Source organism: uncultured Microbacterium sp., assembly GCF_945952435.1.
In the GTDB taxonomy this organism is placed as follows: Bacteria; Actinomycetota; Actinomycetes; order Actinomycetales; family Microbacteriaceae; genus Microbacterium.
Window position 1 is genome coordinate 67,216 of the sequence record NZ_CAMFHZ010000006.1, and the last position, 25,861, is coordinate 93,076.

Sequence of the window (25,861 nt, forward strand, 5' to 3'; positions counted from 1 at the left end):
GCCATCCGCATCGTCGGCCGTTTCGAAGCCGGACGCGAGCTCCCCGAGGCGATGCGCGCCGACGTGCGCATGCTCGGCGCACTGCTCGGACAGGTGCTGCGAGAATCCGGCGGCGAGGAGCTGTTCGACGATGTCGAGCGCCTCCGTCAAGCCACGATCGAGGCGTACACCGACGAATCCGCGGAGGCGTTCGACCGCGCGACCCGCATCGCCGAGGAGTTCTCGGTGCAGCGCGCCGACGAGGTGGCGCGCGCCTTCACCGCGTACTTCCACCTGGTGAACCTCGCGGAGGAGCACCAGCGCGTGCGCGTGCTGCGCGAGCGCCCCGACCCGTCCGACTCCTCCGGCACCGAACTGCGCACGGACACGGTCGCGGGCGCCTTCGCCCAGTTGACGGCGGAGGTCGGGGACGACGAGGCACGCCGACGCCTCGGCGCACTGCGCTTTCACCCGGTCTTCACCGCGCACCCCACCGAGGCCCGCCGTCGCGCGGTCTCCTCCAGCATCCGCCGCTTGGCCGAGCTGCTCAGCGCGCACGACGCCGCGGCCCCGGGCGGCGCGGAGGCGCACCGCGCGCGCCGCCGCATGCTCGAGGAGATCGACACCCTGTGGCGCACCGCTCCCCTGCGCGCCCAGAAGCCCGCACCCACCGACGAGGTGCGCACCGTGATGAGCGTCTTCGACGAGACGCTGTTCACGACCGTGCCGCATGTCTACCGCCGCATCGACGACGTCCTGCGCGGCGAGGAGTCCGGATCCACGGCTCCGATCGTCCCCGCCTTCGTCCGGGTGGGCACCTGGGTCGGCGGCGATCGCGACGGCAACCCCTTCGTCACCGCGGCCGTCACGCGGGAGGCCGCGGGGATCGCGTCCGACCACGTGCTGCGCGGACTCGAGCGCGCGCTCGAGCGGATCGGGCGCACCCTCACGCTCGACGCGGAGAGCACCCCTCCCTCCGATGCCGTCCTCGGCCTGTGGGATGCGCTGAGCGAAGCGGATCCGGACGCCGCCGCCGAGATCGCGGCCCGCTCCCCCGAGGAGCCGCACCGCCGCGTCACACTGCTTCTCGCCCGCAAGGTCGCCGCCACCCGCCAGGGCGAGGGCGGTTACACCGACCCGGAACAGCTCCTCGCCGATCTGCGGACCGTCCAGCGGTCGCTCGAGGCCGCCGGAGCCACCCGGCACGCGTTCGGCGGCGTGCAGCATCTCATCTGGCAGGTCGAGACCTACGGATTCCACCTCGCAGAGCTCGAGGTGCGGCAGCACTCCGCGGTGCACGCCAAGGCCCTCGCCGAGCTCGACGCGGCGGACGGCACGGTGAGCAGCCAGACCGAGGAGGTGCTCGAGGTCTTCCGCGCGGTGCGCGACATCCAGCGCGCGTTCGGCCCCCGCGCCGCGGGGCGCTACGTCGTCTCCTTCACGCAGTCGGCGGAGGATCTCGCGAACGTGCACCGGCTCGCCGCCTATGCCTGCGGCGAGGACGTCCCCGTGCTCGACGTGGTCCCGCTGTTCGAGACGTTCGCCGACCTGCAGGCCGCGCCGGGGATCCTCGCGGAGATCGTCGAGCATCCGGCGTTCGCCGCGCGGCTGGAGGCGACCGGCCGCCAGCTCGAGGTGATGCTCGGCTACTCCGACTCCTCGAAGGACGTGGGCCCTGTCGCCGCGAACCTCGCCCTCTACGAGGCGCAGGCGGAGATCGCGGCCTGGGCGCAGCGCGAGGGCATCGAGCTCACGCTGTTCCACGGACGCGGCGGCGCTCTCGGACGCGGCGGCGGACCGGCGAACTCCGCGATCCTCGCCCAGCCGCCGCACTCGGTCGACGGGCGCTTCAAGCTGACGGAGCAGGGCGAGGTGATCTTCGCCCGCTACGGCGAGCCCGCGATCGCGATGCGGCACATCGACCAGGTCACCGCCGCCACCCTGCTCGCCTCCTCCCCCGGCGTCGAGCAGCGCAACAGCGCGGCCGCCGAGCGGTTCGCGGAGGTCGCGGCGACGATGGATCGCGCCTCCCGGGAGCGGTTCTTCGCGCTCGTGAAGGCCCCCGGCTTCGCGCCGTGGTTCGCGACCGTCACGCCGATGGAGGAGATCGGCCTGTTGGCGCTGGGCTCGCGGCCGGCCCGCCGCGGACTCTCGGTCGAGTCCCTCGAAGACCTCCGCGCGATCCCCTGGGTGTTCGCGTGGACCCAGGCGAGGATCAACCTCGCCGGATGGTTCGGCCTGGGCACGGCGCTCGAGGCCGTGGGCGACGAGGAGCTCCTGCGCACCGCGTATCGCGAGTGGCCGCTGCTGCGCACGATGGTCGACAACGTGGCGATGAGCCTCGCCAAGACGGATCCGCGGATCGCCCGCCGCTATCTCGCCCTCGGGGATCGGGACGACCTCGCCGGGCTCGTGCTCGAGGAGATGGAGCTCACCCGCTCCTGGGTGGTCCGGCTGACCGGCGGCGAGCGCCTGCTGGAGAACAAACCGATCCTCCAGCGCGCCGTCGCCATGCGCAGCCCCTACGTCGACGCCCTGTCGCTGCTGCAGCTGCGCGCGCTCCGGGCTCTCCGCGACGTCGACGAGGATGCCCCCGCCACGGATCCCGACCTGCAGCGGCTCCTGCTGCTGTCCGTCTCCGGCGTCGCCGCCGGCCTGCAGAACACGGGCTGAGCGGCGCCGCCTCACGGTCTCCCCGGGACCGGCGCGTCCGGGGAGACCGCGAGGTTCGTCGTGCCCTCCCCGGTGCGCCGCTCAGCGTTCGGCGGATCAGCGTTCGGCGGATCAGCGCTCCGCGACGGTGTCCGCCTCCTCGTCCATCCCCTCGGGCAGCTTGTTGTACCCGGTCACGGGCTGGTTCTCGTCGAACGAGGCGACCTTGCGCCGGAAGCCGCGCGTGATCACGAGCAGGTAGAGGAAGCCGAGCACCGCCCAGACGCATCCGCCGATGAGCGCGTCGGCGCTGAGGTTGATCCAGAGCAGCCCGGTCAGCGCCGTGCCGATGAGCGGCATTACGATGTAGCGGAAGACGTCGGAGAAGGTGTGACGACGTCCGTTGCGCACCGCGAACCACGCGATCACCGACACGTTCACGAACGTGAAGGCGATGAGGGCGCCGAAGTTGATGAACGAGGCGATCAGGTCGAGGCTGAACGACATCGCGAACAGGCAGATCGCACCGATGAGCACGATGTTGAACGTCGGCGTGTGGGTACGGGGGTTGATGTAGCCGAACACGCGCTTCGGGAGCACGTTGTTGCGCCCCATCACCAGCAGCATGCGCGCGACGGAGGCGTGCGAGGCGAGCCCCGACGCGACCGTCGCCGCGAATCCGGCCGAGGTCAGGATGATCTGGAACGTCTTGCCGCCCACGACCTCGCCGATCTGGGTCAGCGAGCTGTCGCTGAGGGAGGCGTCGTTGAACATGTGCCAGTCGGGGAAGCGCAGCTGGGTGAAGTAGCTCGAGACGAGGAAGATCGCCCCTCCGAGCACGACGGTCCACAGGATCGCCTTCGGCATGATGCTCGGGTGCTTCGCCTCCTCCGCATACATCGTCACGGCGTCGAAGCCGATGAAGGAGAAGCAGACGACCGTCGCCCCCGCCAGGACCGCGCCGAACTCCATGCCGCCGTGGAAGAACGGCTGCACCGACACCACCGTGCCGGCCCCGGCGCCCTGCGCGAGCTGCATCCAGACGAGCACGACGAACAGGACGATGACGATCATGGCGAACACGATGAGCACCATGTTGAGATTCGACGTGCCCCGCATCGTGAGGTAGATCACGGAGGTCGCGAAGAGGCAGTAGAGGATCACCCAGACGCCGGGCCAGATCCCCGGGATGAGCTGCTCCAGGTAGTTGCGGATGATGAGGCAGTTCACCATCGGCAGCAGGATGTAGTCGATCAGCGAGGTCCAGCCGACCATGAAGCCCAGGTTCGGATGGATCGACTCCCGCACGTACGTGTACGCGGACCCGGCACTCGGGATCGCCCCCGCGATCTTGCCATAGCTCACCGCGGTGAACATCATCACCACGAGCGCGAGGACGTAGGCGAGCGGCACGAGGTTGTCGGTCTGCTGCGAGACGATGCCGAACGTGTCGAACACGATCGTCGGAGTCATGTAGCCCAGGCCGAGGCCGACGATGGCCCACAGGCCGAGGTTGCGTTTCAGGCTGCCTCCGCCTTGCGCGAGCGGCTGGATCTTGGTGCCCATGGTCTCTCCTTCGGGAACGAGGGTTCACTCGACGGATCGGGGGCTCCGCACTGCGACGGTTCATTATGCCTCTCGGCCCGGCCCGAGAGGAACACCGAGTCGTCCGGCCCGAGGCAGGGGCGCCGGGGGTGTCACCAGCCTTCGGTCAGGACCCTGTCGAGCGCCGCGATCACGGCGTCCGCACTGTCGGCCGTGAGGCAGAGCGGGGGCTTGACCTTCAGCACGTTCGAGCGCTCCGACGTGGTCAGCATGATCACGCCGAGCTCGCGCAGCCGTTCGCTGATCGCGGCCGCCTCGGCGTCCGCGGGCTCCCTGTTGTCCCGGTCCCTGACCAGTTCGACGCCGAGGTAGAGGCCGACGCCGTGGACGTGACCGATGAGCGCGTGACGCTCCGCGAGCGCGTGGAAACCTTCGACGAGTCGGGATCCGACGATGCGGGCGTTCTCCTGCAGCCCCTCGTCCCGCATTGCATCGAGCACCGCGATCCCGACCCGGCAGCTGAGCGGGTTCCCGCCGGCCGACGAGAAGAACTGTCCCTGCGTCGCGAGGGCGTCGGCGACCCGCCGGGAGGTGATCACCCCGCCGATCGGGAATCCGTTGCCCATCGGTTTGGCGATCGCGATGAGATCGGGCACCACCCCGGACTGCTCGAAGCCCCAGAACGTCGTGCCCATCCGGCCGAAGCCCACCTGCACCTCGTCCGCGATGCAGAGCCCTCCTGCCGCGCGGACGCGGGCGTAGGCGTCGGCGAGGTAGCCGTCCGGGAGCACGACGCCGCCGGCGTTGCCGAGCACCGACTCGCAGATGAACCCGGCCACGGGGCGGCCTTCGCGGGCGAGCCCGTCCAGATCCGCCCCGAGGTCCCGTCCGTACCGTGCCCCGGAGTCGGCTCCGCGATACGTGCCGCGGTAGGCGTTGGGGACGTCGGCCACGTGCACCCAGTCGGGCCGGGTGTCGAGCGCCTCGGGATTGTCGTAGGCGCTCGTGGTGACCGCGTCGCTGGCCATCGTCCAGCCGTGATACGCCTCGCGCAGGGCGACGATCGTGCGCCGTCCGGTCGCGGCCTGAGCGAGTCGCAGGGCCAGATCGACCGCCTCGGAGCCGCTGTTCACGAGCAGCACGGTGTCGAGCCCGCTGTCGGGCGGGAGGAGGGCGAGCAGGCGCTCGCTGTACTCCGCCAGCTCGCGGTACAGGAAGCGCGAGTTGGTGTTCAGGATGCGGATCTGCCGGTCCACCGCGTCCGCGACGCCGGGGTGGCCGTGCCCGAGCCCTGCCACGTTGTTGACCATGTCGATGTACGCGCGACCGGTCGTGTCGACGAGATGGTGGCGCCAGCCGCGCTCGATCTGCGGCGGGTTCTCGTAGTAGCGCTCCTGCGCGCGGGCGAAGATGCGCTCGCGTCGGGCGAGCTCCGCCGGGGCCGTGTCGTGCCGGGCGAGAGCGGGCAGGCCGAGCAGCGGTGCAGGATCCGCGGTCAGGCGTCGCCAGGCGGGCACGCGGTCGGGCGCGACGAGCGCCGCACCCTGCGCATCGGCGACCGGTCCTGGCGCGTCGCGGCGCCGGATCGACACGACGACGGTGCGCACGTCGTCGCTTGCGGGGATCTCGCTCACGCCCTGACCGGCCTGGATCTCTGTGCCGGGCTCGGGGCCGAGCTGCGCCCCCGTGATCTCGCACGTCCACCCCTCGCCGAATGCGATCGTCATCGAACCGTGCGAGGAGGCGACGATGCGGCCCGAGACCGGGGCGACGAGCAGCAGACGCGGGCCCGCCGACAGGTGGATCGTGGTGCCCGTGGGCCAGGTGGCCGCGGCGTCGCTCGCGTCGATCGCCGTGCGGGTCAACCGAGGCACGCCGTAGGGAAGCACGACAGCGCCCGCGCCGCGGTCGAGCGCCTCCTGGACGAGCTCGGCCTCCGCCTCGGGGCGCAGCCATACGCCCCCGGCGAGCGCCTCGGACTCCACGCCCAGGTCGAGGAGGACGACCTCGGCGTCCAGTCCGGGCAGCAGGGTCGCGAGAGGGGGATCCGTCGTGACCTCCGCCGCCGGCGCCTCGAGCGCGGGGACGGCTGCCGGCATGCCCAGCGCGTCGAGCACCTGCTCGACGGCCTCCACGAGCGGGATCGAGGTCGCCGCGTCGAAGATCGCCTGCTCCCCCGCCACCCGCTCGCGGGCGTAGTCGTTCTCGCCGTCGATCGCGAGCTGCTGCCAGCCGCTTGCGACGAGCAGCGCGGCGCGCAGCACGATGAGCGGCCAGAGCGCGCGGGCCTCGGGCTCGCTCAGCGGGGCGTCCGCATGGAATGCGCGGATGGTCTCGCACGCGCGCAGCGGACGCTCCGGCTCGTGGTGCAGCATCGAGGCCGCGCAGACCGCGAGCTCCGCGACCCTCCAGCCGAGCGAGAGGTCGCCGAGATCGAGCACGGTCCGCGGATGCAGGCGCGCATCGGCGCCGCGCTCGCCCATCACGTTGTCGTCGGTGAGGTCGCCGTGGATCGCCTGGACGGGCAGCTCGTCCGCGAGCGCCGCGACCGCACCAGCGGCCGTCGCGGCATGCGCTCGCACTCTCTCGCGCAGCGCCTCGTCGGTGATCGAGGGCAGCAGCCGTTCGACCTCCGCCGCGGCGACGCGCATGTCCCACATGTGCGGACGGTCGATCCCCGGATGCGCGAGCTCGGCGAGCGCGTTCACCGACGCGGCGGCCAGCGCTCCGAACTCGGCGAGCACGACGGGGGCGAAGTAGCCGGCGTCGACCATCGTCTCGCCGTCCGCGAAGGCGCTGCGACGCACCGCGAACCCGCCCCAGCGCTGGGTGAGCGCACCGTCGAGGCCGACCAGCGCATCCGGCGCCGCCACACCACCCGCCCGGTACGCATCGAGAGCCGCGTGCTGCGCCTCTCGGGCGCTGTCGGGAAAGACCGGGTTGTCGATCCGGAGCACGCTGCGCGTGCCGTCGCGCGCGGTGAGCAGGTAGTTGCGGTCCTGATTGCTTCCGAGCTCGGTGGCGGTCACCTCGATTCCCCAGCATTCGCGGGCGATCGCGACGGCGTCGTCGGCGCTGACTTCCGGACGGATCAGTCCTGAGGTCTCGGCAGCGGACATGGCTCTCCTTCGGGCCTGGAGTCGGATCGTGCGGGCTTCAGAGCGCCCGGTCGTCGCCGTGTCGTGCCAGCGACCTCGCGTAGCGCTCGGTCAGCTGCACCATGAGATCGGGCGTGGAGCGGTCCACCCCGAAGACGTATCCGGGGAAGTCGAGCTCGTGCTGCGCCTCCCAGATCTCCTCATGACGGTTCGGAGGCAGGATCCGCAGAGGATCGCCGACGGCGACCCAGCCGATCGGCACGACCGTTTCCGGAGGCAACGTCGTACGCAGGTGCACGACGGCGTTGATCCGCACCTCGCTGTGCTCGCCGATCCGCGCGCCGTTGAAGACGCGCGTGCCCGTCGCGAGGAAGACCTCGTCGTCGATCGTCGCGCCGGAGATGCTCGCCATGGGCCCGACGAGTACGTGGGCGCCGATGTGCACCGGGTTCGCCGCGGTCGCCCGGATCAGGGCGTTCTCCATGACGATGACATGCTCACCCAGGGTGATCGGGCCGCCCTCCGCCGTGATCACGGCGCCGTGCAGCACCTGGCAGTCCTCGCCGATGGTCACATCGCCGGAGATGACCGCAGAAGGGGCCACGACGGCGGTGTCGTGGATGCGGGGGCGAGCCCCCAGGTGCTCGTAGATCATGCGGCCAGACTAGCGGCCGCCGCCGCGATCAGCTCTTGTTCGTGCGGCCCCGGATGATGCCGAACACGAGGGTCAGCAGGAACAGGACGACGCCGATCACGGCCAGCCAGATCAGCCCCTTGATGGCGAAGCCCAGGACCGACAACACGAGCCAGACGACGAGCAGGATGATCACGAGAGTCCACATGCCTTCATCATGCTCCGCGGTCCGCCCCGCCGCGCCCGGTTGACGGCCCGGCGGGGATGCGCTACGAATCCGTGCCGGCGGAGGGTTTGCGCGCCTCCACGAGGTGACGGGTCGAGTGCGCGATGAACGGGCCCTCGGTCCGAAGGAGCCGATCGAGTTCGCGGAGCCGGTCGAGGTGGCCCTCCACGGTGAATCCCGGAACCCACCACACCAGCTTCCTGAGCAGGTAGACGACCGCCGCGACGTCCCGGATCTCGATGCGCAGCCGCGCCTCTCGGAGCTGCACGATCTCGAGCCCCGCGGATCGTGCCGCGGCTGCCTCGTCGCGGGGGTCGCGCGCACGCCGCGCCTCGGGCTGCGGGCCGAGGAAGTACTCGATCAGCTCGAAACCGCTCGCCGGTCCGACGTGCTGGGCGAGATACGTGCCACCGGGGACCAGAACGCGTGCGATCTCCGCCCAGTCCGGCGCCACCGGGTGCCGGCTGCTCACCAGATCGAACGCCGCGTCGGCGAACGGCAGCGCCGCCTCCGCGACGGTGCGCACCACGGCGACGCCCCGTGGGCGGAGCAGAGCGGTGGCTCGCGCCGCGTTCGGCGGCCATGCCTCGGTGGCGACCGCGACGGGCGGGAACCTCGAGGCCTCGGAAAGGACCTCCCCGCCTCCCGTGTCCAGATCGAGCGAGGCCGTGGCCGTGCTCAGACGACCGGCCAGCAGATGCGCGTACCCCCAGGGAGGGCGCTCCTCGCTCGCTCTCCCGTCGAGCCAGTCGAAGCCCCAGCCCGTGACGTCCGCCGCGGAACCGCGGGCGAGCAGCTCCTCGAACGTATCCATCCCTCCATCTTGCCCGCTCCCGGGGTCACTCACGCAGCGGGCCGGAGGAGGCATGGACCTCAGCGCCCGAGCGGAGGGAGCAGTCCCTTCGCCGCTGCCGCCGCACGGGCGATCAGCAGCGCCGGATCCAGGATCTCGCCCTCGGCGATCAATCGGTCGAGCTCGGTCAGCGGCAGCCGTGCGACGGAGACCTGCGCTGTCGTGTCCCCCGTCGTCGCACGCCCGGGCCGGGCCGCAGGGGCGAAGAAGAGATGGGTCTTGGCCACGCGGCGTCCGGGATCCGTCGCGAACACCTGCAGCGGGGAGAGGTCGTCGGCGATGAGGCCCAGCTCCTCCTCGACCGCGCGGCGTGCCGCGGACTCGGGGCTCTCGGACAGACGTCCCGCCCCACCGGGAAGGTCGAGGATCCAGCGATCGATCGGATAGCGGTACCGCCGGGCGAGGACGACGTCCCCGCCGGTCGCCAACAGCGTGGCCACCGCATAGGGGGCGCTGCGATCGACCTCGTAGGTGAGCCGCTCGCCGCCGGGCAGTTCGACCTCGTCCGCGTCGATCCGCACCGTCCCCCGGTGCACCTCGCGCGTGGACAACCAGCGCCAGCGGGGCTCCGCGGCGCTCATCGCGTCGCCGCCTCGGCCTCGCGCTCGGGCGCCGGCACCGGGGCGGCGGGCTCGGGGAACAGCGCCGTGAGCAGTTGCGCCGTCCACTCGATCGGGTCGGCGCGATCCGCCCCCGGCATGGGCACGACGAGGGCCTCGGAGCCGCCGACGAGCTTGGCCTGCGGGTAGAGGCGCTGCAAGCGCACCTTCATCGAATCCTCGAACCGCGCGGGGGCGACCCTCAGATTCGACCCCATCGCGACCACGTCGGTGAGACCCGCGCGCGCAGCCCTGCGACGCAGCCGCGCGATCGCGACGAGTCCTTCCACCTCGGCCGGAGGGGCGCCGTACCGGTCGGTGAGCTCCTCGACGACGTGGTCGATCGCGTCGTCGGGCGCGGTCGCCGTCGCCGCGGACGACAGCTTCTGGTACGCCTCGAGCCGCAGGCGCTCGCTGTCGATGTACGCGTCTGGGATGCGCGCGTCGACGGGGAGCTCCAGACGCAGCTCGGCACCCGTCTCGGTCTCCTCGCCGCGGAACGTCGCCACGGCCTCCCCGATCATGCGCAGGTACAGGTCGAAGCCGACGCCGGCGATGTGCCCCGCCTGCTCCGCTCCGAGCAGGTTGCCTGCTCCGCGCAGCTCGAGGTCCTTGAGCGCGACCTGCATGCCGGATCCGAGGTCGTTGTTGACCGCGATGGTCTGCAGCCGGTCGGCCGCCGTCTCGCTGAGGGGCTTCAGCTCGTCGTAGAGGAAGTAGGCGTAGGCCCGTTCGCGTCCTCGCCCGACGCGGCCGCGCAGCTGGTGCAGCTGGCTCAGACCGTACCGATCCGCGCGGTCGATGATGATCGTGTTCGCGTTCGAGATGTCGAGGCCGGTCTCGATGATCGTGGTCGACACGAGCACGTCGTACTTGCGCTCCCAGAAGTCGTCGACGACCTGTTCGAGCTGGTGCTCGCCCATCCTGCCGTGCGCGACCGCGATCCGGGCCTCTGGCACGAGCTCGGCCAGGTCCGCCGCGACGCGCTGGATCGACTGCACCCGATTGTGCACGTAGAAGACCTGGCCCTCGCGAAGGATCTCGCGACGGATCGCCGCCGCCACCTGCTTGTCGCTCCTCGGCCCCACGAAGGAGAGGATCGGATGCCGATCCTCGGGCGGGGTCTGCAGGGTGGACATCTCCCGGATCCCCGTGACCGCCATCTCGAGCGTGCGCGGGATCGGCGTCGCGCTCATCGCGAGGATGTCCACGTTCGTCTTGAGCTTCTTGAGCGCGTCCTTATGCTCGACCCCGAAGCGCTGCTCCTCGTCGATGATCATGAGGCCCAGATCCTTGAACATCACCTGATCGGTGAGGATCCGATGGGTCCCGATCACCATGTCGACCGAGCCGTCCAGCAGGCCCTCGAGCGTGAGCCGCGCCTCCTTGTCGGTCTGGAAGCGGGACAGCGGACGCACCTTCACGGGGAAGCCCGCGAATCTCTCGTTGAACGTCTCGAGGTGCTGCTTGACGAGCAGGGTCGTCGGCACGAGCATCGCGACCTGCTTGCCCTCCTGGATCGCCTTGAACGCGGCGCGCACGGCGACCTCGGTCTTGCCGAAGCCGACGTCGCCGCTGAGCAGCCGGTCCATGGGGATGGGCCGTTCCATGTCGGCCTTGATCTCGTCGATCGTCTGCAGCTGGTCGGGCGTCTCGGCGAAGGGGAAAGCCTCCTCCAGCTCACGCTGCCAGGGGGTGTCGGGGCCGAAGGCGTACCCCTTCGCGGCCATCCGCGCGGAGTAGAGCTTGACGAGCTCGACCGCGATGTCCCGCACAGCCCTGCGCGCCTTGCCCTTGGCCGCGGCCCAGTCGCTGCCGCCCATCTTCGACAGCTGCGGCGCCTCGCCGCCGACGTACTTCGAGAGCAGATCGAGCTGGTCGGTGGGCACGTAGAGCTTGTCGCCGGGATAGCCCCGCTTGGACGGCGCGTATTCGAGCACGAGGTAGTCGCGCATGGTCTTGACGGCGTTGCGTCCGCCCGAGGAGACCTCGCGCTGCGTCATCTCGACGAACCGCGCGATGCCGTGGGTCTGATGCACGACGAAGTCGCCGGCCTTGAGCTGCATCGGATCGACGACGTTCTTGCGCCGCGACGCGAGCTTCTTCACGACGCGGGTGTCGCCGCCGATCGTCCGCCCATAGAACTCGTTCTCCGTGAGCACGGCGATCTTCGCGTCGGCCACCTGGAAGCCCGACTCGACCGTTCCGCACACGAGCGTCGCGACACCCGGATCGGGGACCCCCGGAAGGTCGTCGACGACGCGCGCGGCGATCCCGCGATCGGCGAGCACGTCGCGCGCCCGGTCGACGAGTCCCAGGCCGGACGCGATGAGCACGACGCGCCAGCCGTCTGCGACGCGGGCGCCGGTGAACTCGATCGCCCCGTCGACATTGCCGTGGAACGAGGGGATCGGGGTGGCGCTCACGCCGTCGGCGCCCTGATCGAACGCCGCATCCTCCGCCCCCGCGTCGAAGGCGCTGAGCCGCCACCACACGCCGCCCCTGGCATGCACGGCCGCACGCAATTCTGCGATCGAGAGGAAGTCCCCGGTCTGCAGGTCGATCGGGGCCGAGGCTCCTGCCGTCGCCGCGCTCCACGCGGCGTCGAGGAACTCGCGATTGGTCTCTCCCAGGCTGGCTGCGCGGGCCCCGCTGCGCTCCGGGTCGACGAGGGCGACGGCCGCCCCCTGAGGAAGGTAGTCGGTGAGCGGCACCACCGGACCGGCCACGACCGGGAGCAGGGACTCCATGCCCTCCACCGGGATGCCCTCCGCCATCTTCTGCAACATTCCGGCGATCCCGGGAAAGGCCTCCACGAGCGCTCCCGCCCGTTGCCGCACCTCGTCGGTGAGCAGCAGCTCGCGGCTCGCGGGGAGCGCGACGCGCGCGGGCGCGGCGGGGAGCGAGCGCTGGTCCGCGACGGAGAAGAGCCGGATCTGGTCGACCTCGTCGCCGAAGAACTCGACCCGTGCAGGGTGCTCCGCCGTCGGGGGGAACACGTCGAGGATCCCGCCTCGCACCGCGAACTCGCCGCGGCGCGACACCATGTCGACACGGGAGTACGCCCGTTCGACGAGCGACGCGGCGACTCCGTCGAGATCGTAGCCGCGTCCGCCGAGCGTCAGTTCGAGCGGCTCGACGTCGCCGAGCCCTGCGGCCACGGGCTGCAGGGCAGCCCGCACCGAGGCCACGACCACGAGGGGCCTCTCCCCCGACCACACCGTCATGCGCCGCAGCACGTCGAGTCGGCGCCCGACCGTGTCGGGGCTCGGGCTGAGGCGCTCGTGCGGCAGCGTCTCCCAGGCCGGGAAGGAGAGGATCTCCGCGTCCGGGAGATACGAGTCCAACGCCGCCGCGAGCGACTCCGCGCGGCGACCGGTCGGCGCGACCACGAGGAGCGCGGCGGGCTTGCCGCCGGCCGCACGGCGCTCGAGCAGGCCTGCGATCGTCGGAACGTCCATGCCTGCGCTGGCGAGCAGGTCGGCGTCGGTCTGCGCCCAGGTCAGGGCGTCCCGGAAGCCGGACGCCTCCTCTTCCAGAGCGCGGATGATCCCCTGCACAGTCACCGGACGAGTCTACGTGCCGGCGCCGACATCGGGCCGGGCCCGGTGCACGCGAACGGTCGCCCGCCACGGACCGCGCCTAGGATGAACGCGTGACCGATCCGCAGCAGCAGCGCCCGTCCTTTCCGCCGTACGGAACACCCGGTTCCGCGCCGGCGCAGCCCGCCGCTCCGCTCTATCAGGCCCCTCCCGGTGCGTTCGCCGGACCGGCCGGCGGCTACGCGATCGCCGCCCCCGCGATGCCCGAGCGCCCGGGGCTCGGGCGTTTCGCCCTGGCCCTCTCCCTGTTCGCGACCGTCGTGCTCTCGGGCGTCGCAGTGGTGCTCGCGGCTCAGATCGCCGAAGGCGCGGGAGCCTCGATCGACACGGCCACCCTGGAATCGGGTTCTCTGTCGTTCCTCACGCCGGTGCGCGATCTCGTGCTGTGGCTCGAGATCACCGGCTGGGCCGCGACCGCGATCGGCATCTGGGCCCTGATCCAGGGCATCGTCGCGACCGTGCGACGTCGCGGACGCGGCACGGGCATCGCGGCGATCGTCGTCTCCGCGATCGGACCGTTCGTCTTCTTCTTCCTCGTCTGGATCGGCGTGTTCATCGGCGGCGCGACGGCCGCCGCCTCCCGCTACGCCTGACCCGCGCGGCAGGCCCCGAGCACGTCGGCGCGACGCGCCTCCGTCACCGGGGCGCGTGGTGCGTCTGCTGCGCCGCGAGCAGTCCTTCCCCGATCACCTGCTCCACCGCGTCCGCGGCGTCCGAGACGAGGACGGGGAGGTTCTGCCGTTCGGCCGAACCGAACGGTGCGAGAACCCAGTCCGCCGGATCCTGTCGCCCCGGCGGACGTCCGATCCCCACGCGCACGCGCGGGAAGTCGGGCGTGGACAGCGCCCGAGCGACATCCCTGATGCCGTTGTGGCCGCCGTGCCCCCCGCCGGACTTGAGCTTGATCGTGTCGAACGGGATGTCGAGCTCGTCGTGCACGAGGATCACGTGCCCGGGGTCCACCGAGTAGAACTTCGCGAGCGCGGCGACCGGGGTCCCTGACACGTTCATGTAGGAGTTCGGCTTCGCCAGCACGATCCGATCGGCGCCGGGGCGGAGCCAGGTCTCGACCACGCGCGCACCTCCCTTGTGCTCGCGGAACGTCTCGCCCCGTCTCGCGGCGAGCTCGTCGAGCACCATCTGCCCGACGTTGTGCCGCGTCGCCGCGTACTTCGGACCGGGATTTCCGAGCCCCACCACCAGCCACGTCTGCGCCATGGCAACCATCCTTCCGGATCCTCGGATCGCACGCGCGGTGCGCCGGAGACGGGAGAAGGGGGCGCGACCGCGTCGCACCCCCTTCTGAGTCGTTCAGCCGCGCGGGATCACTCCGCGGCGGCCTCCTCGGACTGCTCCTCGGCGACGGCCTCGTCGGCCTCGGCGATGGCCTCTTCCTCGGCGAGCGTGTCGACCGGGACGGAGATCGCGACGACGAGCGTCTCGGGATCGGCGGCCAGGGTGACGCCCTTGGGCAGCTTCACGTCGGCGGCGGTGATGCGCACGCCGTCTTCGAGGCCCTCGACGTCGATCTCGACGTTCTCCGGGATGTGGGTGGCCTCGGCCTCGACCGAGAGGCTCGCGGTGTCGAGGTTGGCGATCGTGCCGGCGAAGGGCTCGCCCACGATGACGACGGGGAGCTCGACCGCGACCTTCTCGCCCTTCTTCACGACGAGGAGGTCGATGTGCTCGACGATCTGGTGCACCGGGTCCTTCTGCACGTCCTTGACGAGCGCGAGCTGGCTCTTGCCCTCGATGTCGAGCTCGAGCAGCGCGTTGGCACGGCGGATGAGCAGCGAGACCTGGTGGCCCGGGAGGGCGACGTGCACCGGCTCGGTGCCGTGACCGTAGAGGACGGCGGGGATCTGGCCGGCCGCGCGCAGACGACGGGCGAAGCCCTTGCCGAAGCTGGTGCGCAGCTCCGCGGTGACCTTGGTGTCTTCGGACATGATGTTCTCCTTGCAGGACGCGCGGCTCGGGCTGCGCGGTGGTCTGGGATGGTCGTCTCGACACGACGCAAGGAGAGCACGGAACCGGTGGAGCGCCGGGCTCGCCGCGTCGATCACGGATGAGCGCGCGGACGCGCCCTCCCTCGCCGAGGACCCGTCCATGCTACCCGACTTCGCCGGGAGCCGCGGACGGTACTCTGGAGTCATGACCGAAGGTGCAATCCTCTCCGAAGCGCTGGCCTGGCTGATCGGCCTGATGACGATCGGCGCCGCCGTGCTCTGCTTCGGCGCGCTGTTCTCGCTCGGCCGCTCCGGCTACCGCAAGGACTGACCCGACCACGAAGAACCGCGCCGCCCGAAAGGGACGACGCGGTTCTTCTCGCGTGTGCGCCGGTCAGCCGACGCCGAGGTAGGCCTCCTTGACGGCCGGATCCGCGAGCAGCTCCTTGCCCGTCCCGGTGCGGGTGATCGCCCCGGTCTCCAGGACGAAGGCGCGGTGCGCCCGCGCGAGCGCCTGGTTCGCGTTCTGCTCCACGAGCAAGACCGTCGTCCCCTGCGCGTTGATCTCGGTGATGATCTTGAAGATCTGCCGGATGAACTGCGGGGCCAGTCCCATCGAGGGCTCGTCGAGGAGCAGGACGCGCGGCTGCGACATGAGGGCCCGCCCGATCGCGAGCATCTGCTGCTCGCCGCCGGACATCGTCCCGCCGAGCTGCTTCTTGCGCTCATCGAGCCTCGGGAACAGCGAGAACACCCGCTCGTAGGACTCCGCGATGCCGGACTTGTTGCGCAGTCCGAACGTGCCCATGTCGAGGTTCTCCATCACCGTCATGCCGGGGAAGATCCCCCGGCCCTCGGGCGACTGCGAGATCCCCTTGACCACCCGCAGGTGGGCCTTCATCTTGGTGATGTCCTGCCCGTCGAACGTGATGGATCCGCTCGACGGGTTCAGCAGGCCCGAGATCGTCCGCATGGTCGTCGTCTTGCCCGCGCCGTTCGCGCCGATGAGGGAGACGATCTCGCCCTCGTCGACCGAGAACGAGATGTCGTGGATCGCTTTGATCCGGCCGTAGTGGACGGAGACGTCCTTGAGCTCAAGCAGCGTCATCTTCGGGCTCCCCCAGGTAGGCGGCGATCACGCGCGGATCGTTGCGGATGGCGAGCGGCACGTCGTCGGCGAGCTTGCGCCCGAACTCGAGCACCACGATGCGGTCGGTGACGCCCATCACGAGCTTCATGTCGTGTTCGATGAGCAGAACCGTGTACCCCTCGTCCCTGATGGACCGGATGAGGGCCATCAGATCCTCCTTCTCCGCCGGGTTGAAGCCCGCGGCGGGCTCGTCCAGGCAGAGCAGCTTCGGATCGGTCGCGAGGGCTCGGGCGATCTCCAGACGGCGCTGGGATCCGTACGACAGGTCGCGCGAGCGCTTCTGCGCGTGCTGTGCGATGCCGACGAACTCCAGCAGCGCCATGGCGCGCTCGACCGAGCTCTTCTCCTCCCGCACGTGCCGCGGCAGGCGCAGCAGCGCACCGGGGACCGACGTGCGGTGACGGGCGTCCAGGCCCACGACCACGTTCTCCAGGGCGGTCATCTCGCCGAACAGGCGGATGTTCTGGAACGTGCGCGCCAGGCCCATCCGGGTGATCTGATGCTGCTTGCGCCCCTTGACCGACACGCCCTCGAGGAGCACGTCGCCGCTCGTGGGCTTGTAGACGCCGGTCATGGCGTTGAAGCAGGTCGTCTTGCCCGCGCCGTTCGGCCCGATGAGTCCGAGGATCTCCCCCCGCTTGATGTCGAACGTGACGTCGTCCAGGGCCGTGAGGCCGCCGAACTTGATCGTCAGGTTCTTCACCTCGACGAGCTTCTCGCCCACCTCGACGTCGATCGGACGCTCCGACTCCGCACCCTCGACGAGAGGCGGCTCCTGACCGGGCACGATCGCCGGCTCCGCGGGGTCGAGGACGGGCTCGACGTTCTCCGGCTGCGCGCTCTGGTCGCTCATGATGCGCTCCCTTCCGTGCGCGGCGCGGCCGGTGGTGCCGCGTTCTTGGGCACCTTCGGCGGCATGATCCACTCGCCCGCCTTGCGTCCAAAGGCCATCAGGCGCATCTTGGCGGGGATCAGACCCTGCGAACGGTAGATCATCAGGATCACGAGGGCGACGCCGAAGATGAGGTACTTGTAGTCGGCGATCGCCGTGAAGCGCAGCGGGATGTACGCGACGATCGCGCCACCGAGGATCGCACCCACCTTGTTGCCCGTACCGCCCAGGACGACCGCGGCGAGGAAGAGGATCGAAGTCTGCACATCGAACTTCTGGTTGTTCACGAAGCCGACCTGACCGGCGAACAGCGCCCCGGACAGACCGCCGACGCTCGCGCCGATCGCGAAGGCCCACACCTTGTACTTGAAGGTGGGCACGCCCATCGTCTCCGCGGCGTCCTCGTCCTCGCGGATCGCGATCCAGGCGCGGCCGACGCGCGAGCGCTCCAGGTTGCCCACGAGCAGCAAGATGATGATGAGGATCGTGATCGTCAGCCAGTACCAGGGCGTGCCGTTCGAGTTGGCGAAGATCGGGATCCCGTTGGGACCGTTCCCCGGAGGCCGGCCGACGTTCTGGAAGCCGACCTGGCCCTTCATCGCGGGGATGATCGTGGCGAGGATGCGGACGATCTCACCGAAGCCGAGCGTCACGATCGCGAGGTAGTCGCCCCGCAGACGCAGCGTCGGCACGCCGAGCACCACGCCGAAGATCATCGCGATGACCATCGCCAGCGGCAGCGTCCACAGGTACGGGATCTTCAGATACGGCGAGTCCGGGCTCGTGAACATCGCCGCCGTGTACGACCCGACCGCGAAGAACGCGACGTAGCCGAGGTCGAGCAGACCCGCGTAGCCGACGACCACGTTCAGGCCGACGGCGACGAGTGCGTAGACCGCCATCGCGAAGAGCGCGAGCGGCCAGTCGTTGCCGGGCGAGGTGGTGAGCGGGAAGAAGTTCAGGTAGGGCATCGCATAGGCGATCGCCACCACCGGGATCATCCACGCCCACTGCATGGGACGCGAGAGGCCGTTCCAGCGCTCGCGGAAATCCCGGAACGGTCCGCGACGCGGGGTCGCGATCGATTCGGTCTCGATCGCCTCGCGGGCGGATTCCGCGGTCGGGAGGGGACGGGGTCCGTCGGCCGAGGTGCTCATGCCTTGCTCCTTCCGAGGGTGGTTCCGAGGATGCCGGTCGGCCGCACGAGGAGGACGAGCACGAGGATCACGAAGGCCACGACGTCGGCCCACTGCGCGTCGCCGAGCAGGATCTGCCCGTAGTTGCCGACGACGCCGAGCAAAATGCCGCCGAGCAGCGCTCCGCGCACGTTGCCGATGCCGCCGAGCACCGCCGCCGCGAACGCCTTGACGCCGAGGATGAAGCCGCCGTTGTAGATGACGCCGGACGGGACCAGCATCACGTAGAACAGGGCCGCAGCGCCGGCGAGCAGACCGCCGATGATGAACGTGATCACGATGGTGCGCTCCTTGGAGACGCCCATCAGGGTCGCGGTGTCGGGATCCTGCGCGACCGCGCGGATCCCGCGGCCGGTGCGGCTGCGCCGGATGAACAGGTCGGTGCCGACCATGAGCAGCACGGCCGCGACGACGATGATGATCTGCTGGTTCGTGATGATCGTCCCGAACACGTCGAACACGGGCGTCGGGATGAACATCGTCACCGCGGGCTGCGCGTTCGCCCCGCCGATGAACGGCAGGAAGATCAGGTACTGGATCGCGAACGAGACGCCGATCGCTGTGATGAGGAACGCGAGTCGCGGCGCGTTCCGTTTGCGCAGCGGTCTGTAGGCCACGCGTTCGACGATGAACGCGGTGACCGCCGAGGCCAGCATGCCGACCACGAGGGCGAGCAGCAGGTCCATGATGATCGCGGCGGGGCCGATCGTCGGCGCGCTCGGGCCGAAGCCGAGAGAGGTGAGGGTGATGACGACGCCGTAGGCGCCGACGATGAAGACCTCCGAGTGGGCGAAGTTGATGAGGCTCAGGACGCCGTAGACGAGCGTGTAGCCCACGGCGATGAGTCCGTAGACGGCCCCGAAGGTGAGGCCGTCGAAGGTGGCGCTCCAGAAGTTCTGGAAGAGCGCGTTGACGTCAAAGTTGATCCAGGAGGAGTCCGCGTGCACGACGGACAGGGCGAAGAGATCGAGCATTCAGGGTCGCTTCCAAGCGGGCGCGGGTCTCGCGCCGGGAACGAGCGGGGGAAAAGGATCCCGCGACGCGGTGGTGTCTGCGTCGCGGGATCCCGTCGGTCACTTTCCGATCTGTCCGATGTAGACGATCTTGCCGTCCTCGATCTTGTAGCCGTAGACCGCCGGAGCCTGCAGTTCACCCGTGGAGTCCCACTTGTAGTGCTTGCTCAGGCCGTCCTTGTCGTAGTCCTTCACCCAGGACTTGAGGTCGGCGCGGCTGGTCTTGCCCGCGTCGATGCCGCTCAGCAGCACGGTGGCCGCGTCGTAACCCTCGATGGAGTACGTGCCGGGCTCGGCGCTGAACGCCGTCTTGTACTGGCCCTCGAAGTCCTTCAGCAGCTCGCCCGGGATGCAGGGGCAGGTGAAGAAGGCGTTCTTGGACGCGTCGCCGGCCAGCTTGATGAACTGGTCGTCCTTGACGCCGTCGGGGCCGACGAACGAGCCGGTGAAGCCCTTGGCGACTAGCTGCTGGTCGAACGGGGCGGCCTCGGCGTAGTAGCCGGCGTAGTAGACCGCGTCGGGCTTGGCGTTCATGATCTTGGAGATCACGGCCGAGAAGTCCTTCTGGCCCGTGGTGACCTTGTCGCTGCCGATCTTGGCGGAGCCGAGCGCGTCACCGGTCGTCTTGGCCAGGCCGATGCCGTAGTCGGAGTCGTCCTGCACGAGGTAGACCTTCTTGGCCTTGAGCGTGTCGGTGACGAACTTGGCGGCGGCGGGACCCTGCTGCGAGTCGTTGCCGAGGCCGCGGAAGAACGTCGACCAGTCGTTCTTGGTCAGGTCGGGGTTCGTCGCCGAGGGCGTGATGTGCACGAGGCCCTGCTGCTCGAAGATGTTGCCCGTGGCCTTGGACTCGCCCGAGAAGGGGAGGCCGATGACGCCGACGATGTCGGACTCGCTGACCGCCTGGGTCACCGGGCCCGTCGCCTTGTTCGGGTCGCCCTCGGTGTCGAACTTCTTGAACGCGACCTGGCAGCCGGGGTTGGCCTTGTTGTGCTGGTCGATCGCCAGCTGGACGCCGTTGAAGATGTTGATGCCGAGCTGGGCGTTGGGGCCGGTCTCCGCACCGATGTAGCCGATGGTGAGATTCGAGCACGTCGCCTTGCCGTCGCCCGCGGGCAGGACCGCGTCCTTCGGGGTCTCGACGGACGTCACCGTGGGGACGTCGACTCCGCCGCTGCCGGAGGAGGACGACGGCGTGGCCGCCTGGTTCGCGCAGCCCGCCAGCAGCAGCAGCGCTGCCGCAGCCGCGACACCCGCGATGGCCTTCTTTCGCAACATGTGATTGCCTTCCGATTCGGGTCACCGGTCGACCACTTCGTGGACTCCGGCGTCATCAAGGTGTGGTGAGCGTACAACGCTGTGGCCGCTCCGCGCACGACATTAGTCCGACGGAGTCCAGTTTTCGCGTGATAACGCGGGATGGATGTTCGGATCGTTACCTGCGCGACTTCTGCGCGTCATCTGTCGAAGGCGAGGAGGACTTTTCCGGAGCGGGAGGGATCGGCGGCCAGGCGGAACGCCTCGGCCGATTCCGACACGCCGAGCACGTGCGTGACGATCCCCTCGACGTCGAGCGATCCGTCCGCGAGGGCCGCGATCACCGCATCCAGCTCGCCCGCGAAACGCAGGGATCCGATCAGGCGCAGCTCCCGGACGATCGCGGTCGCGATCGGGACGGGGACCTCACCGGCGCGCTGGAGCCCCAGCAGGACGACGGTCCCTCCCGGTCTGGCCGCGGAGATCGCTGCGGCCAGACCCTGCGGCGTCCCGCTCGACTCGACGACCACGTCGGCGTACAGCCCCGAGATCGTCGACGCGTCGCGCGCGTCGATCGCCGTGGCCCCGCGGCGGGCGGCGAGTGCGAGCGGGAGGGGATGCAGGTCCGTGACCGCCACGGACGCCGCTTCGTGGTGCCGCGCGACCGCCGCGACGAGTTGACCGATCGGACCTCCGCCGATGACCACGACGCTGCGCCCTCGGACGTCGCCCGCCTGCCCGAGGCCGTGCCAGGCGACCGCGGCGGGCTCCGCGACCGCGGCGAGGGCCGGATCGAGTCCGGCCGGAAGCGCGCGCAGCATGCGCGTCGGCACCGCGACCCGCCGCGCGAACGCGCCCTGCGTGTGCGGGAGGTGCATCGCGGAGCCGAGATAGGTCGAGGCCGGCGCCAGGTTGGGCCTGTCCTGCGGCCAAGGCGTCACGCCGTCCCCGTGCGGGGTGAGCGGGTGGACGGCGACGGCCGTCCCTGCCGCAGGACCGGATCCGTCCGCCGCGGCGACGAGCACCGTGCCGGAGACCTCGTGCCCCAGGATCATCGGCTCGCGTAGGACGGAGGCCCCTGCGGCGCCGTGCTGGACGTAATGCAGATCGGAGCCGCAGATGCCGCCGAACGCGATCTCGACGACGGCCTCGTCGGGGCGCGGTGCCGGCTCGGCGATCTCCTCGACGCGCAGGTCGCCCGCGGCGTGGACGACGACGGCGATGTTCGGCATGGGTTCCTCCTCGAGTGGGGTCCGGTCCTCTGGGACAGGACGGGTCTTCAGCGTCGCCGGCGTGCGTTCAGCGCAGCGGCGTCTCCAGTCGCACGCCGCCCACGGTCACCGCGACGACCTGCCCCGGACGCACCGCGTTCTGCGAGAACGGGGCACCGGTCATGACGACGTCTCCCGGCCCGAGCGGCGACCACGCCGCCACGTAGGCGAGACACCGCCGGATCGGGACGGGCAGAGCGGCGGCCCCCGTCGCGGCGACCGTCACGCCGTCGATCTCGAGCCTCAGCGCGACGTCGTCGAGGTCGAGAGCGGTGTCGATCCACGGCCCGAGCGGGGTGTACCCGGCACCGGACTTGGACTCGAAGTTGCGCGGATCGAAGGACGACCTGTCCGGGCTGGACAGGTCGTCGACCGCCGTGATCCCGAGCACGTACTCGTGCGCGTTCTCCGCGGTGAGCCCGTCCGTCCCGCGACCGAGCACGACCGCGATCTCCCCCTCCGCGACTACCTGGCCGGCGTCTCGACGCAGCAGCACGGGGACCCCAGAGCCCACGATCGTGCGCGGGCTCTTCAGCCACGCCTGCACAGGCGAGACATGGTCGGGGCCGTTCTGCGCGATCCCCACGACGACGAGCGGATCCGAGGGCGCCAGGAGCACTCCCTCGGCAGGGCCGAGATCGGCCGGCTCCCTGCCCGCGGCGAAGGCGCGGTAGGGGTCCTCGATGCGGACGAGGCCCTCCCCCTCCTCGCGCACGAACACGGTGCCGTCGTGGGTCGCCGCACGCCCGATCCGCATCAGACCACCGCCGTCATTCCGCCGTCCACGTAGAGCGTCTGTCCGTTCACGAAGTCGCTCGCGGCACTGGCGAGGAAGACCGCGGCACCGACCAGATCGCGAGGATCGCCCCATCGCCCGGCCGGGGTGCGTCCGCGCACCCAGGCCGAGAACGCCTCGTCGTCGACGAGGGCGCGGGTCAGCGCCGTCTCGAAGTAGCCCGGCGCGATCGCATTCGCCTGCACGCCGTGCGGACCGAGATCGGCGCAGAGCCCCCGCGTGAACATCACGATCGCCCCCTTCGTGGCCGCGTAGGCCGCGATCGACGGACGGGCGAGCTGCGACTGCACCGATCCGATCTGGATGAGCTTGCCGGATCCCCGTGCGATCATGCCTCGCGACACCGCCCTGCTGAGCGCGAACACCGCGCCGAGGTTGGTCTGCACGAGCGCGTCCCAGTCCTCGTCGGCGAAGGCGTCGATGCGTGCGCGGCGCTGGATCCCCGCGTTGTTCACGAGCACGTCGATGCGGCCGTGACGCGCCTCGATCCTCGCCACGGCGGCGTCGATGCCCGCGGTCTCCGTGAGCTCGAAGGCCTCTGCCGCCGCAGGCACCCCCGTCGCCGCCGCGATCTCCTCCGCGACCGCCTCCGCCGACCGCAACGAGCGTCCGTGCACGATCACCGTCGCCCCGGCCGCGGCGAGCCCCTCGGCGATCGTGCGGCCCAGTCCTCGGGTGGAGCCGGTCACGAGCGCGACGCGCCCGGTGAGGTCGAAGGCGGACAGTCCCGCGGGGAGGTCGATCGCGCTCATGCCCGCACCGCCGAGAGGGACACGGTCGTGGCGTCGACCCCTTCCCCGGTCTCGTCGCGCGACACCTTCACGGCGTCGTCCACCCGCGTCAGGTCGCGGCGCAGCGTCTCCGGGGCGAGGAAGGTCGATGCGGTCGTGATGAGCGCGAGCACGGCCATGTAGGTCGCGAGCAAGACCCAGTTGTTGCCGCTCACCGCGAGCAGGTAGGCGCCGAGCACACCGGCCAGACCACCGGCCAGCACCGCCGAGATCTCCCGGGCCATCGCGACGCCGAGGTAGCGGTGCCGGTTGCCGAAGAGCTCGGGGAGCATGGCGCACTGCGGACCGAGCATCGAGTTGACGGCGACCCCGATGCCGATGGCGATCACGCCGACCGCGAGGAAGGGGTTGCCGAGCGACAGCATCCACCAGGCGGGGAACGCGTACGCGAGCATGAACACCGCTCCGAACCGGTACACGGTGCGCCGGCCGAACCGGTCGGAGAGATAGCCGGTGAACGGCACGGAGAACACGCCGATCAGGGAGCCGATCGTCACGCCCCAGGTCAGCAGGCTCTTGTCCGCGATGGGGCCCACGACGGCCACGAAGAACGCCAGGCCGAGGGTCTGGAACATGTACGAACCGCCGTTCTCCGCCATGCGCAGTCCGATGCCGACGATCACGCCGGGCAGGCCGTGGCCGAAGATCTCGCGGAACGGGTGCTCTGCGACCTGCTCGTGCTTCTCCAGCTCCACGAAGGTCGGGGTCTCGCGCAGCCGCATCCGGATGAACAGGGCGAGCAGGATCAGCACGAACGAGAAGAGGAACGGAACGCGCCAGCCCCAGCTCAGCAGCTGCTCCTTCGGCAGCGTCGAGATGCCCGCGAAGACGAGGGCGGCGAGCACCGTGCCGGCCTGGATCCCGATGAACGGCAGCGCCGCGAAGTAGCCGCGCCGGCGCACGGGCGCGTACTCGGCCATGAGCACCGTCGCCCCGGCCTGCTCCGCGCCGGCGCCGAACCCCTGGAGCAGGCGCATGAGCACGAGGAGGACCGGCGCCCACAGCCCCACCGCCGCGTACGTCGGCAGCAGCCCGATCGCGGTGGAGGCGCCTCCCATCAGCACGATCGTCGCGACGAGCACCCACTTGCGCCCGAGCTTGTCGCCGAGGATCCCGAAGAACAGACCGCCGAAGGGCCGGGCGAGGAAGCCGACGCCGAAGGTCGCGAACGCGGCGACGGTCGCCATCCCCGGGTTGCCCTGGGGGAAGAACAGGACGTTGAAGATGAGCGCCGTGGAGAGGCCGTAGAGGGCGAAGTCGAAGTACTCCAGTGCGCTCCCGATGCTCGAGGCGAGCGTGGCCCGACGCAGATTCGCTGCGTACTCCGGATCCTCCGACGGTGTCTGCGCGGCGGGGTGCGTGGTCGTCATGCCATCTCCTTCGATCGGCTCGCCTCGGCGATGGGATGACAATACCAACCCGCTGGTCCTTGTTCAACCCTGTGGACGGACCTTCCGCGGCACTCGACAGTCCCTCCCCGATCGCGTCACGATCGAACGCGCGCACGAATGCGGCGCGAGAGGGATCCGGGCGCGGGCCAGGCGCGGATCCGAGCCGTTCAGCGCGAGCGCGCGGCGCCGCTGAACGGGTTCGTCAGCGCCTTCGCGGCATCCTGCAGCGCATGACCGACGCGTTCGATGCGGTCGTATCCTGCGTCGGCGGCCGGGATCGCGACGCCCAGCGCGAGCGCCGGATCCGACGGGGACCATCCGTCCAGCGGCACGGCGACGCCGACGATCCCACGGAACGACTCCTCGCCGTCGATCGTCCACCCGCGCGTCCGACCCGCCCGGAGCGCCTCCCACAGAGCTTCCAGGCCCGTGGCGCTGCGCTCCGTGAGCGCGGGGAAGGAGGCGTCCGCTCCGAGCAGCGCCTCCACCTCGGCGTCGCTCAGGGCCATGAGCAGCGCACGACCGGCCGCCGAGAGCGCGGCGGGCAGCCGGGAGCCCAGAGGCGTGCCCAGGCGCATCGTGCGCGAGCCCTCGTACCGGGCCAGGTACAGCGCGTCGGTGCCGTCGAGCATCGCGACCTGGACGAGCTCGCCGGACAGGACCGGCGACGCCTCGCAGACGGCGTAGAACTCGCGGACCTGATTGAACTGCGCCGCGAAGGCACCGCCGAGCTCGGCCGTCCGCACCCCGAGACGATAGCCCTGGGCGCCTCGTTCCACCATGCCACCCGCCTCGAGGGCGAGGCAGAGGTTGGCGGTCGACGACTTGGCGAGACCGAGGCCGCTCGCGAGCTCCGTCAGCGTCCGCGGCCCCGCCGCCTCGGCGAGCAGGCCGAGCAGACGGATGCTCCGGGTCACGGCGGGCGCCGGATCGCGTCCTTCGCGGACGTCGCCCTCATCGGCCATGCGGA

The 25,861-nt window shown here is 70.4% G+C and carries 22 protein-coding genes; 3 read left to right on the top strand and 19 right to left on the bottom strand.

Annotation, left to right across the window (positions count from 1 at the left end; translation table 11 throughout):
- Nucleotides 1-51 precede the first annotated feature (51 nt).
- Nucleotides 52-2,652, top strand: a complete 2,601-nt coding sequence (locus Q0P88_RS04615; RefSeq protein WP_295011729.1) for a phosphoenolpyruvate carboxylase — start codon at nucleotides 52-54, stop codon at nucleotides 2,650-2,652.
- Nucleotides 2,653-2,763: 111 nt separating this feature from the next.
- Here Q0P88_RS04615 and Q0P88_RS04620 read toward each other — a convergent pair whose 3' ends face one another.
- The 7 genes from Q0P88_RS04620 to mfd all read right to left on the bottom strand — a co-directional run bounded on the left by Q0P88_RS04620 (nucleotide 2,764) and on the right by mfd (nucleotide 13,152).
- Complete coding sequence (locus Q0P88_RS04620; protein ID WP_295011562.1) at nucleotides 2,764-4,197, bottom strand: APC family permease; 1,434 nt, start codon at nucleotides 4,195-4,197, stop codon at nucleotides 2,764-2,766.
- 131 nt (nucleotides 4,198-4,328) lie between these two features.
- Nucleotides 4,329-7,295 (bottom strand): aminotransferase, encoded by a 2,967-nt coding sequence (locus Q0P88_RS04625; protein WP_295011564.1) that lies wholly within the window; start codon nucleotides 7,293-7,295, stop codon nucleotides 4,329-4,331.
- A gap of 37 nt (nucleotides 7,296-7,332) precedes the next feature.
- The gene (locus Q0P88_RS04630; protein ID WP_295011566.1) at nucleotides 7,333-7,929 is read right to left on the bottom strand and encodes a gamma carbonic anhydrase family protein; all 597 of its coding nucleotides are present in this window, start codon (nucleotides 7,927-7,929) and stop codon (nucleotides 7,333-7,335) included.
- A gap of 28 nt (nucleotides 7,930-7,957) precedes the next feature.
- The gene (locus Q0P88_RS04635; protein WP_295011568.1) at nucleotides 7,958-8,116 is read right to left on the bottom strand and encodes a hypothetical protein; all 159 of its coding nucleotides are present in this window, start codon (nucleotides 8,114-8,116) and stop codon (nucleotides 7,958-7,960) included.
- Nucleotides 8,117-8,177: 61 nt separating this feature from the next.
- Nucleotides 8,178-8,948 (bottom strand): class I SAM-dependent methyltransferase, encoded by a 771-nt coding sequence (locus Q0P88_RS04640; protein WP_295011570.1) that lies wholly within the window; start codon nucleotides 8,946-8,948, stop codon nucleotides 8,178-8,180.
- Nucleotides 8,949-9,007: 59 nt separating this feature from the next.
- On the bottom strand, nucleotides 9,008-9,568 hold the full coding sequence (locus Q0P88_RS04645; protein WP_295011572.1) for an NUDIX hydrolase: 561 nt from the start codon (nucleotides 9,566-9,568) through the stop codon (nucleotides 9,008-9,010).
- Entirely contained in the window at nucleotides 9,565-13,152 is a 3,588-nt protein-coding gene (mfd, locus tag Q0P88_RS04650) for a transcription-repair coupling factor (protein ID WP_295011574.1), read from the bottom strand. Before mfd ends, Q0P88_RS04645 begins: the two co-directional genes overlap by 4 nt.
- 89 nt (nucleotides 13,153-13,241) lie before the next feature.
- Here mfd and Q0P88_RS04655 point away from each other — a divergent pair, with 89 nt between their 5' ends.
- Nucleotides 13,242-13,781, top strand: coding sequence for a hypothetical protein (locus tag Q0P88_RS04655; RefSeq protein ID WP_295011576.1), 540 nt, complete (start codon nucleotides 13,242-13,244; stop codon nucleotides 13,779-13,781).
- 43 nt (nucleotides 13,782-13,824) lie between these two features.
- On the opposite strand, the gene pth is transcribed toward Q0P88_RS04655, so the two are convergent.
- Together pth and Q0P88_RS04665 are read right to left on the bottom strand one after the other, a co-directional pair.
- Entirely contained in the window at nucleotides 13,825-14,406 is a 582-nt protein-coding gene (gene pth, locus Q0P88_RS04660) for an aminoacyl-tRNA hydrolase (RefSeq protein WP_295011578.1), read from the bottom strand.
- A 107-nt stretch (nucleotides 14,407-14,513) separates the two neighbouring features.
- The gene (locus tag Q0P88_RS04665) at nucleotides 14,514-15,134 is read right to left on the bottom strand and encodes a 50S ribosomal protein L25/general stress protein Ctc (RefSeq protein WP_295011580.1); all 621 of its coding nucleotides are present in this window, start codon (nucleotides 15,132-15,134) and stop codon (nucleotides 14,514-14,516) included.
- 205 nt (nucleotides 15,135-15,339) lie between these two features.
- On the opposite strand from Q0P88_RS04665, the gene Q0P88_RS04670 reads away from it, so the two are divergent.
- Entirely contained in the window at nucleotides 15,340-15,465 is a 126-nt protein-coding gene (locus tag Q0P88_RS04670; protein ID WP_295011582.1) for a hypothetical protein, read from the top strand.
- A 63-nt stretch (nucleotides 15,466-15,528) separates the two neighbouring features.
- On the opposite strand, the gene Q0P88_RS04675 is transcribed toward Q0P88_RS04670, so the two are convergent.
- The 10 genes from Q0P88_RS04675 to Q0P88_RS04720 all read right to left on the bottom strand — a co-directional run bounded on the left by Q0P88_RS04675 (nucleotide 15,529) and on the right by Q0P88_RS04720 (nucleotide 25,856).
- Complete coding sequence (locus Q0P88_RS04675) at nucleotides 15,529-16,236, bottom strand: ABC transporter ATP-binding protein (RefSeq protein ID WP_363316498.1); 708 nt, start codon at nucleotides 16,234-16,236, stop codon at nucleotides 15,529-15,531.
- Complete coding sequence (locus Q0P88_RS04680; protein ID WP_295011586.1) at nucleotides 16,229-17,137, bottom strand: ABC transporter ATP-binding protein; 909 nt, start codon at nucleotides 17,135-17,137, stop codon at nucleotides 16,229-16,231. Before Q0P88_RS04680 ends, Q0P88_RS04675 begins: the two co-directional genes overlap by 8 nt.
- Nucleotides 17,134-18,333: a branched-chain amino acid ABC transporter permease gene (locus Q0P88_RS04685; RefSeq protein WP_295011588.1), complete on the bottom strand. Its 1,200-nt coding sequence runs from the start codon at nucleotides 18,331-18,333 to the stop codon at nucleotides 17,134-17,136. Before Q0P88_RS04685 ends, Q0P88_RS04680 begins: the two co-directional genes overlap by 4 nt.
- Entirely contained in the window at nucleotides 18,330-19,346 is a 1,017-nt protein-coding gene (locus tag Q0P88_RS04690) for a branched-chain amino acid ABC transporter permease (RefSeq protein ID WP_295011590.1), read from the bottom strand. Before Q0P88_RS04690 ends, Q0P88_RS04685 begins: the two co-directional genes overlap by 4 nt.
- Nucleotides 19,347-19,445: 99 nt before the next feature.
- Nucleotides 19,446-20,663 (bottom strand): branched-chain amino acid ABC transporter substrate-binding protein, encoded by a 1,218-nt coding sequence (locus tag Q0P88_RS04695; protein WP_295011592.1) that lies wholly within the window; start codon nucleotides 20,661-20,663, stop codon nucleotides 19,446-19,448.
- A gap of 179 nt (nucleotides 20,664-20,842) precedes the next feature.
- The gene (locus Q0P88_RS04700) at nucleotides 20,843-21,874 is read right to left on the bottom strand and encodes a zinc-binding dehydrogenase (protein WP_295011594.1); all 1,032 of its coding nucleotides are present in this window, start codon (nucleotides 21,872-21,874) and stop codon (nucleotides 20,843-20,845) included.
- Between the two features lie 67 nt (nucleotides 21,875-21,941).
- On the bottom strand, nucleotides 21,942-22,670 hold the full coding sequence (locus Q0P88_RS04705) for a fumarylacetoacetate hydrolase family protein (protein ID WP_295011596.1): 729 nt from the start codon (nucleotides 22,668-22,670) through the stop codon (nucleotides 21,942-21,944).
- Nucleotides 22,670-23,461 (bottom strand): SDR family oxidoreductase, encoded by a 792-nt coding sequence (locus Q0P88_RS04710; protein ID WP_295011598.1) that lies wholly within the window; start codon nucleotides 23,459-23,461, stop codon nucleotides 22,670-22,672. The genes Q0P88_RS04705 and Q0P88_RS04710 overlap by 1 nt, the downstream gene beginning before the upstream one ends.
- Nucleotides 23,458-24,870 (bottom strand): MFS transporter, encoded by a 1,413-nt coding sequence (locus Q0P88_RS04715; protein ID WP_295011600.1) that lies wholly within the window; start codon nucleotides 24,868-24,870, stop codon nucleotides 23,458-23,460. The genes Q0P88_RS04710 and Q0P88_RS04715 overlap by 4 nt, the downstream gene beginning before the upstream one ends.
- A gap of 188 nt (nucleotides 24,871-25,058) precedes the next feature.
- A complete protein-coding gene (locus tag Q0P88_RS04720) occupies nucleotides 25,059-25,856 on the bottom strand; it encodes an IclR family transcriptional regulator (RefSeq protein ID WP_295011602.1) in 798 nt (265 codons plus the stop codon).
- Between the last annotated feature and the right edge of the window lie 5 nt (nucleotides 25,857-25,861).

What these genes read in the sequence shown, in the direction of transcription:
- Q0P88_RS04615 (WP_295011729.1), top strand. Translation starts at nt 52, where the DNA reads ATGCGCGCCGACGTGCGCATGCTCGGCGCACTGCTCGGACAGGTGCTG.
- Q0P88_RS04620 (WP_295011562.1), bottom strand. Translation starts at nt 4,197, where the DNA reads ATGGGCACCAAGATCCAGCCGCTCGCGCAAGGCGGAGGCAGCCTGAAA.
- Q0P88_RS04625 (WP_295011564.1), bottom strand. Translation starts at nt 7,295, where the DNA reads ATGTCCGCTGCCGAGACCTCAGGACTGATCCGTCCGGAAGTCAGCGCC.
- Q0P88_RS04630 (WP_295011566.1), bottom strand. Translation starts at nt 7,929, where the DNA reads ATGATCTACGAGCACCTGGGGGCTCGCCCCCGCATCCACGACACCGCC.
- Q0P88_RS04635 (WP_295011568.1), bottom strand. Translation starts at nt 8,116, where the DNA reads ATGTGGACTCTCGTGATCATCCTGCTCGTCGTCTGGCTCGTGTTGTCG.
- Q0P88_RS04640 (WP_295011570.1), bottom strand. Translation starts at nt 8,948, where the DNA reads ATGGATACGTTCGAGGAGCTGCTCGCCCGCGGTTCCGCGGCGGACGTC.
- Q0P88_RS04645 (WP_295011572.1), bottom strand. Translation starts at nt 9,568, where the DNA reads ATGAGCGCCGCGGAGCCCCGCTGGCGCTGGTTGTCCACGCGCGAGGTG.
- pth (WP_295011578.1), bottom strand. Translation starts at nt 14,406, where the DNA reads ATGGCGCAGACGTGGCTGGTGGTGGGGCTCGGAAATCCCGGTCCGAAG.
- Q0P88_RS04665 (WP_295011580.1), bottom strand. Translation starts at nt 15,134, where the DNA reads ATGTCCGAAGACACCAAGGTCACCGCGGAGCTGCGCACCAGCTTCGGC.
- Q0P88_RS04670 (WP_295011582.1), top strand. Translation starts at nt 15,340, where the DNA reads ATGACCGAAGGTGCAATCCTCTCCGAAGCGCTGGCCTGGCTGATCGGC.
- Q0P88_RS04680 (WP_295011586.1), bottom strand. Translation starts at nt 17,137, where the DNA reads ATGAGCGACCAGAGCGCGCAGCCGGAGAACGTCGAGCCCGTCCTCGAC.
- Q0P88_RS04685 (WP_295011588.1), bottom strand. Translation starts at nt 18,333, where the DNA reads ATGAGCACCTCGGCCGACGGACCCCGTCCCCTCCCGACCGCGGAATCC.
- Q0P88_RS04690 (WP_295011590.1), bottom strand. Translation starts at nt 19,346, where the DNA reads ATGCTCGATCTCTTCGCCCTGTCCGTCGTGCACGCGGACTCCTCCTGG.
- Q0P88_RS04695 (WP_295011592.1), bottom strand. Translation starts at nt 20,663, where the DNA reads ATGTTGCGAAAGAAGGCCATCGCGGGTGTCGCGGCTGCGGCAGCGCTG.
- Q0P88_RS04700 (WP_295011594.1), bottom strand. Translation starts at nt 21,874, where the DNA reads ATGCCGAACATCGCCGTCGTCGTCCACGCCGCGGGCGACCTGCGCGTC.
- Q0P88_RS04705 (WP_295011596.1), bottom strand. Translation starts at nt 22,670, where the DNA reads ATGCGGATCGGGCGTGCGGCGACCCACGACGGCACCGTGTTCGTGCGC.
- Q0P88_RS04710 (WP_295011598.1), bottom strand. Translation starts at nt 23,461, where the DNA reads ATGAGCGCGATCGACCTCCCCGCGGGACTGTCCGCCTTCGACCTCACC.
- Q0P88_RS04715 (WP_295011600.1), bottom strand. Translation starts at nt 24,870, where the DNA reads ATGACGACCACGCACCCCGCCGCGCAGACACCGTCGGAGGATCCGGAG.
- Q0P88_RS04720 (WP_295011602.1), bottom strand. Translation starts at nt 25,856, where the DNA reads ATGGCCGATGAGGGCGACGTCCGCGAAGGACGCGATCCGGCGCCCGCC.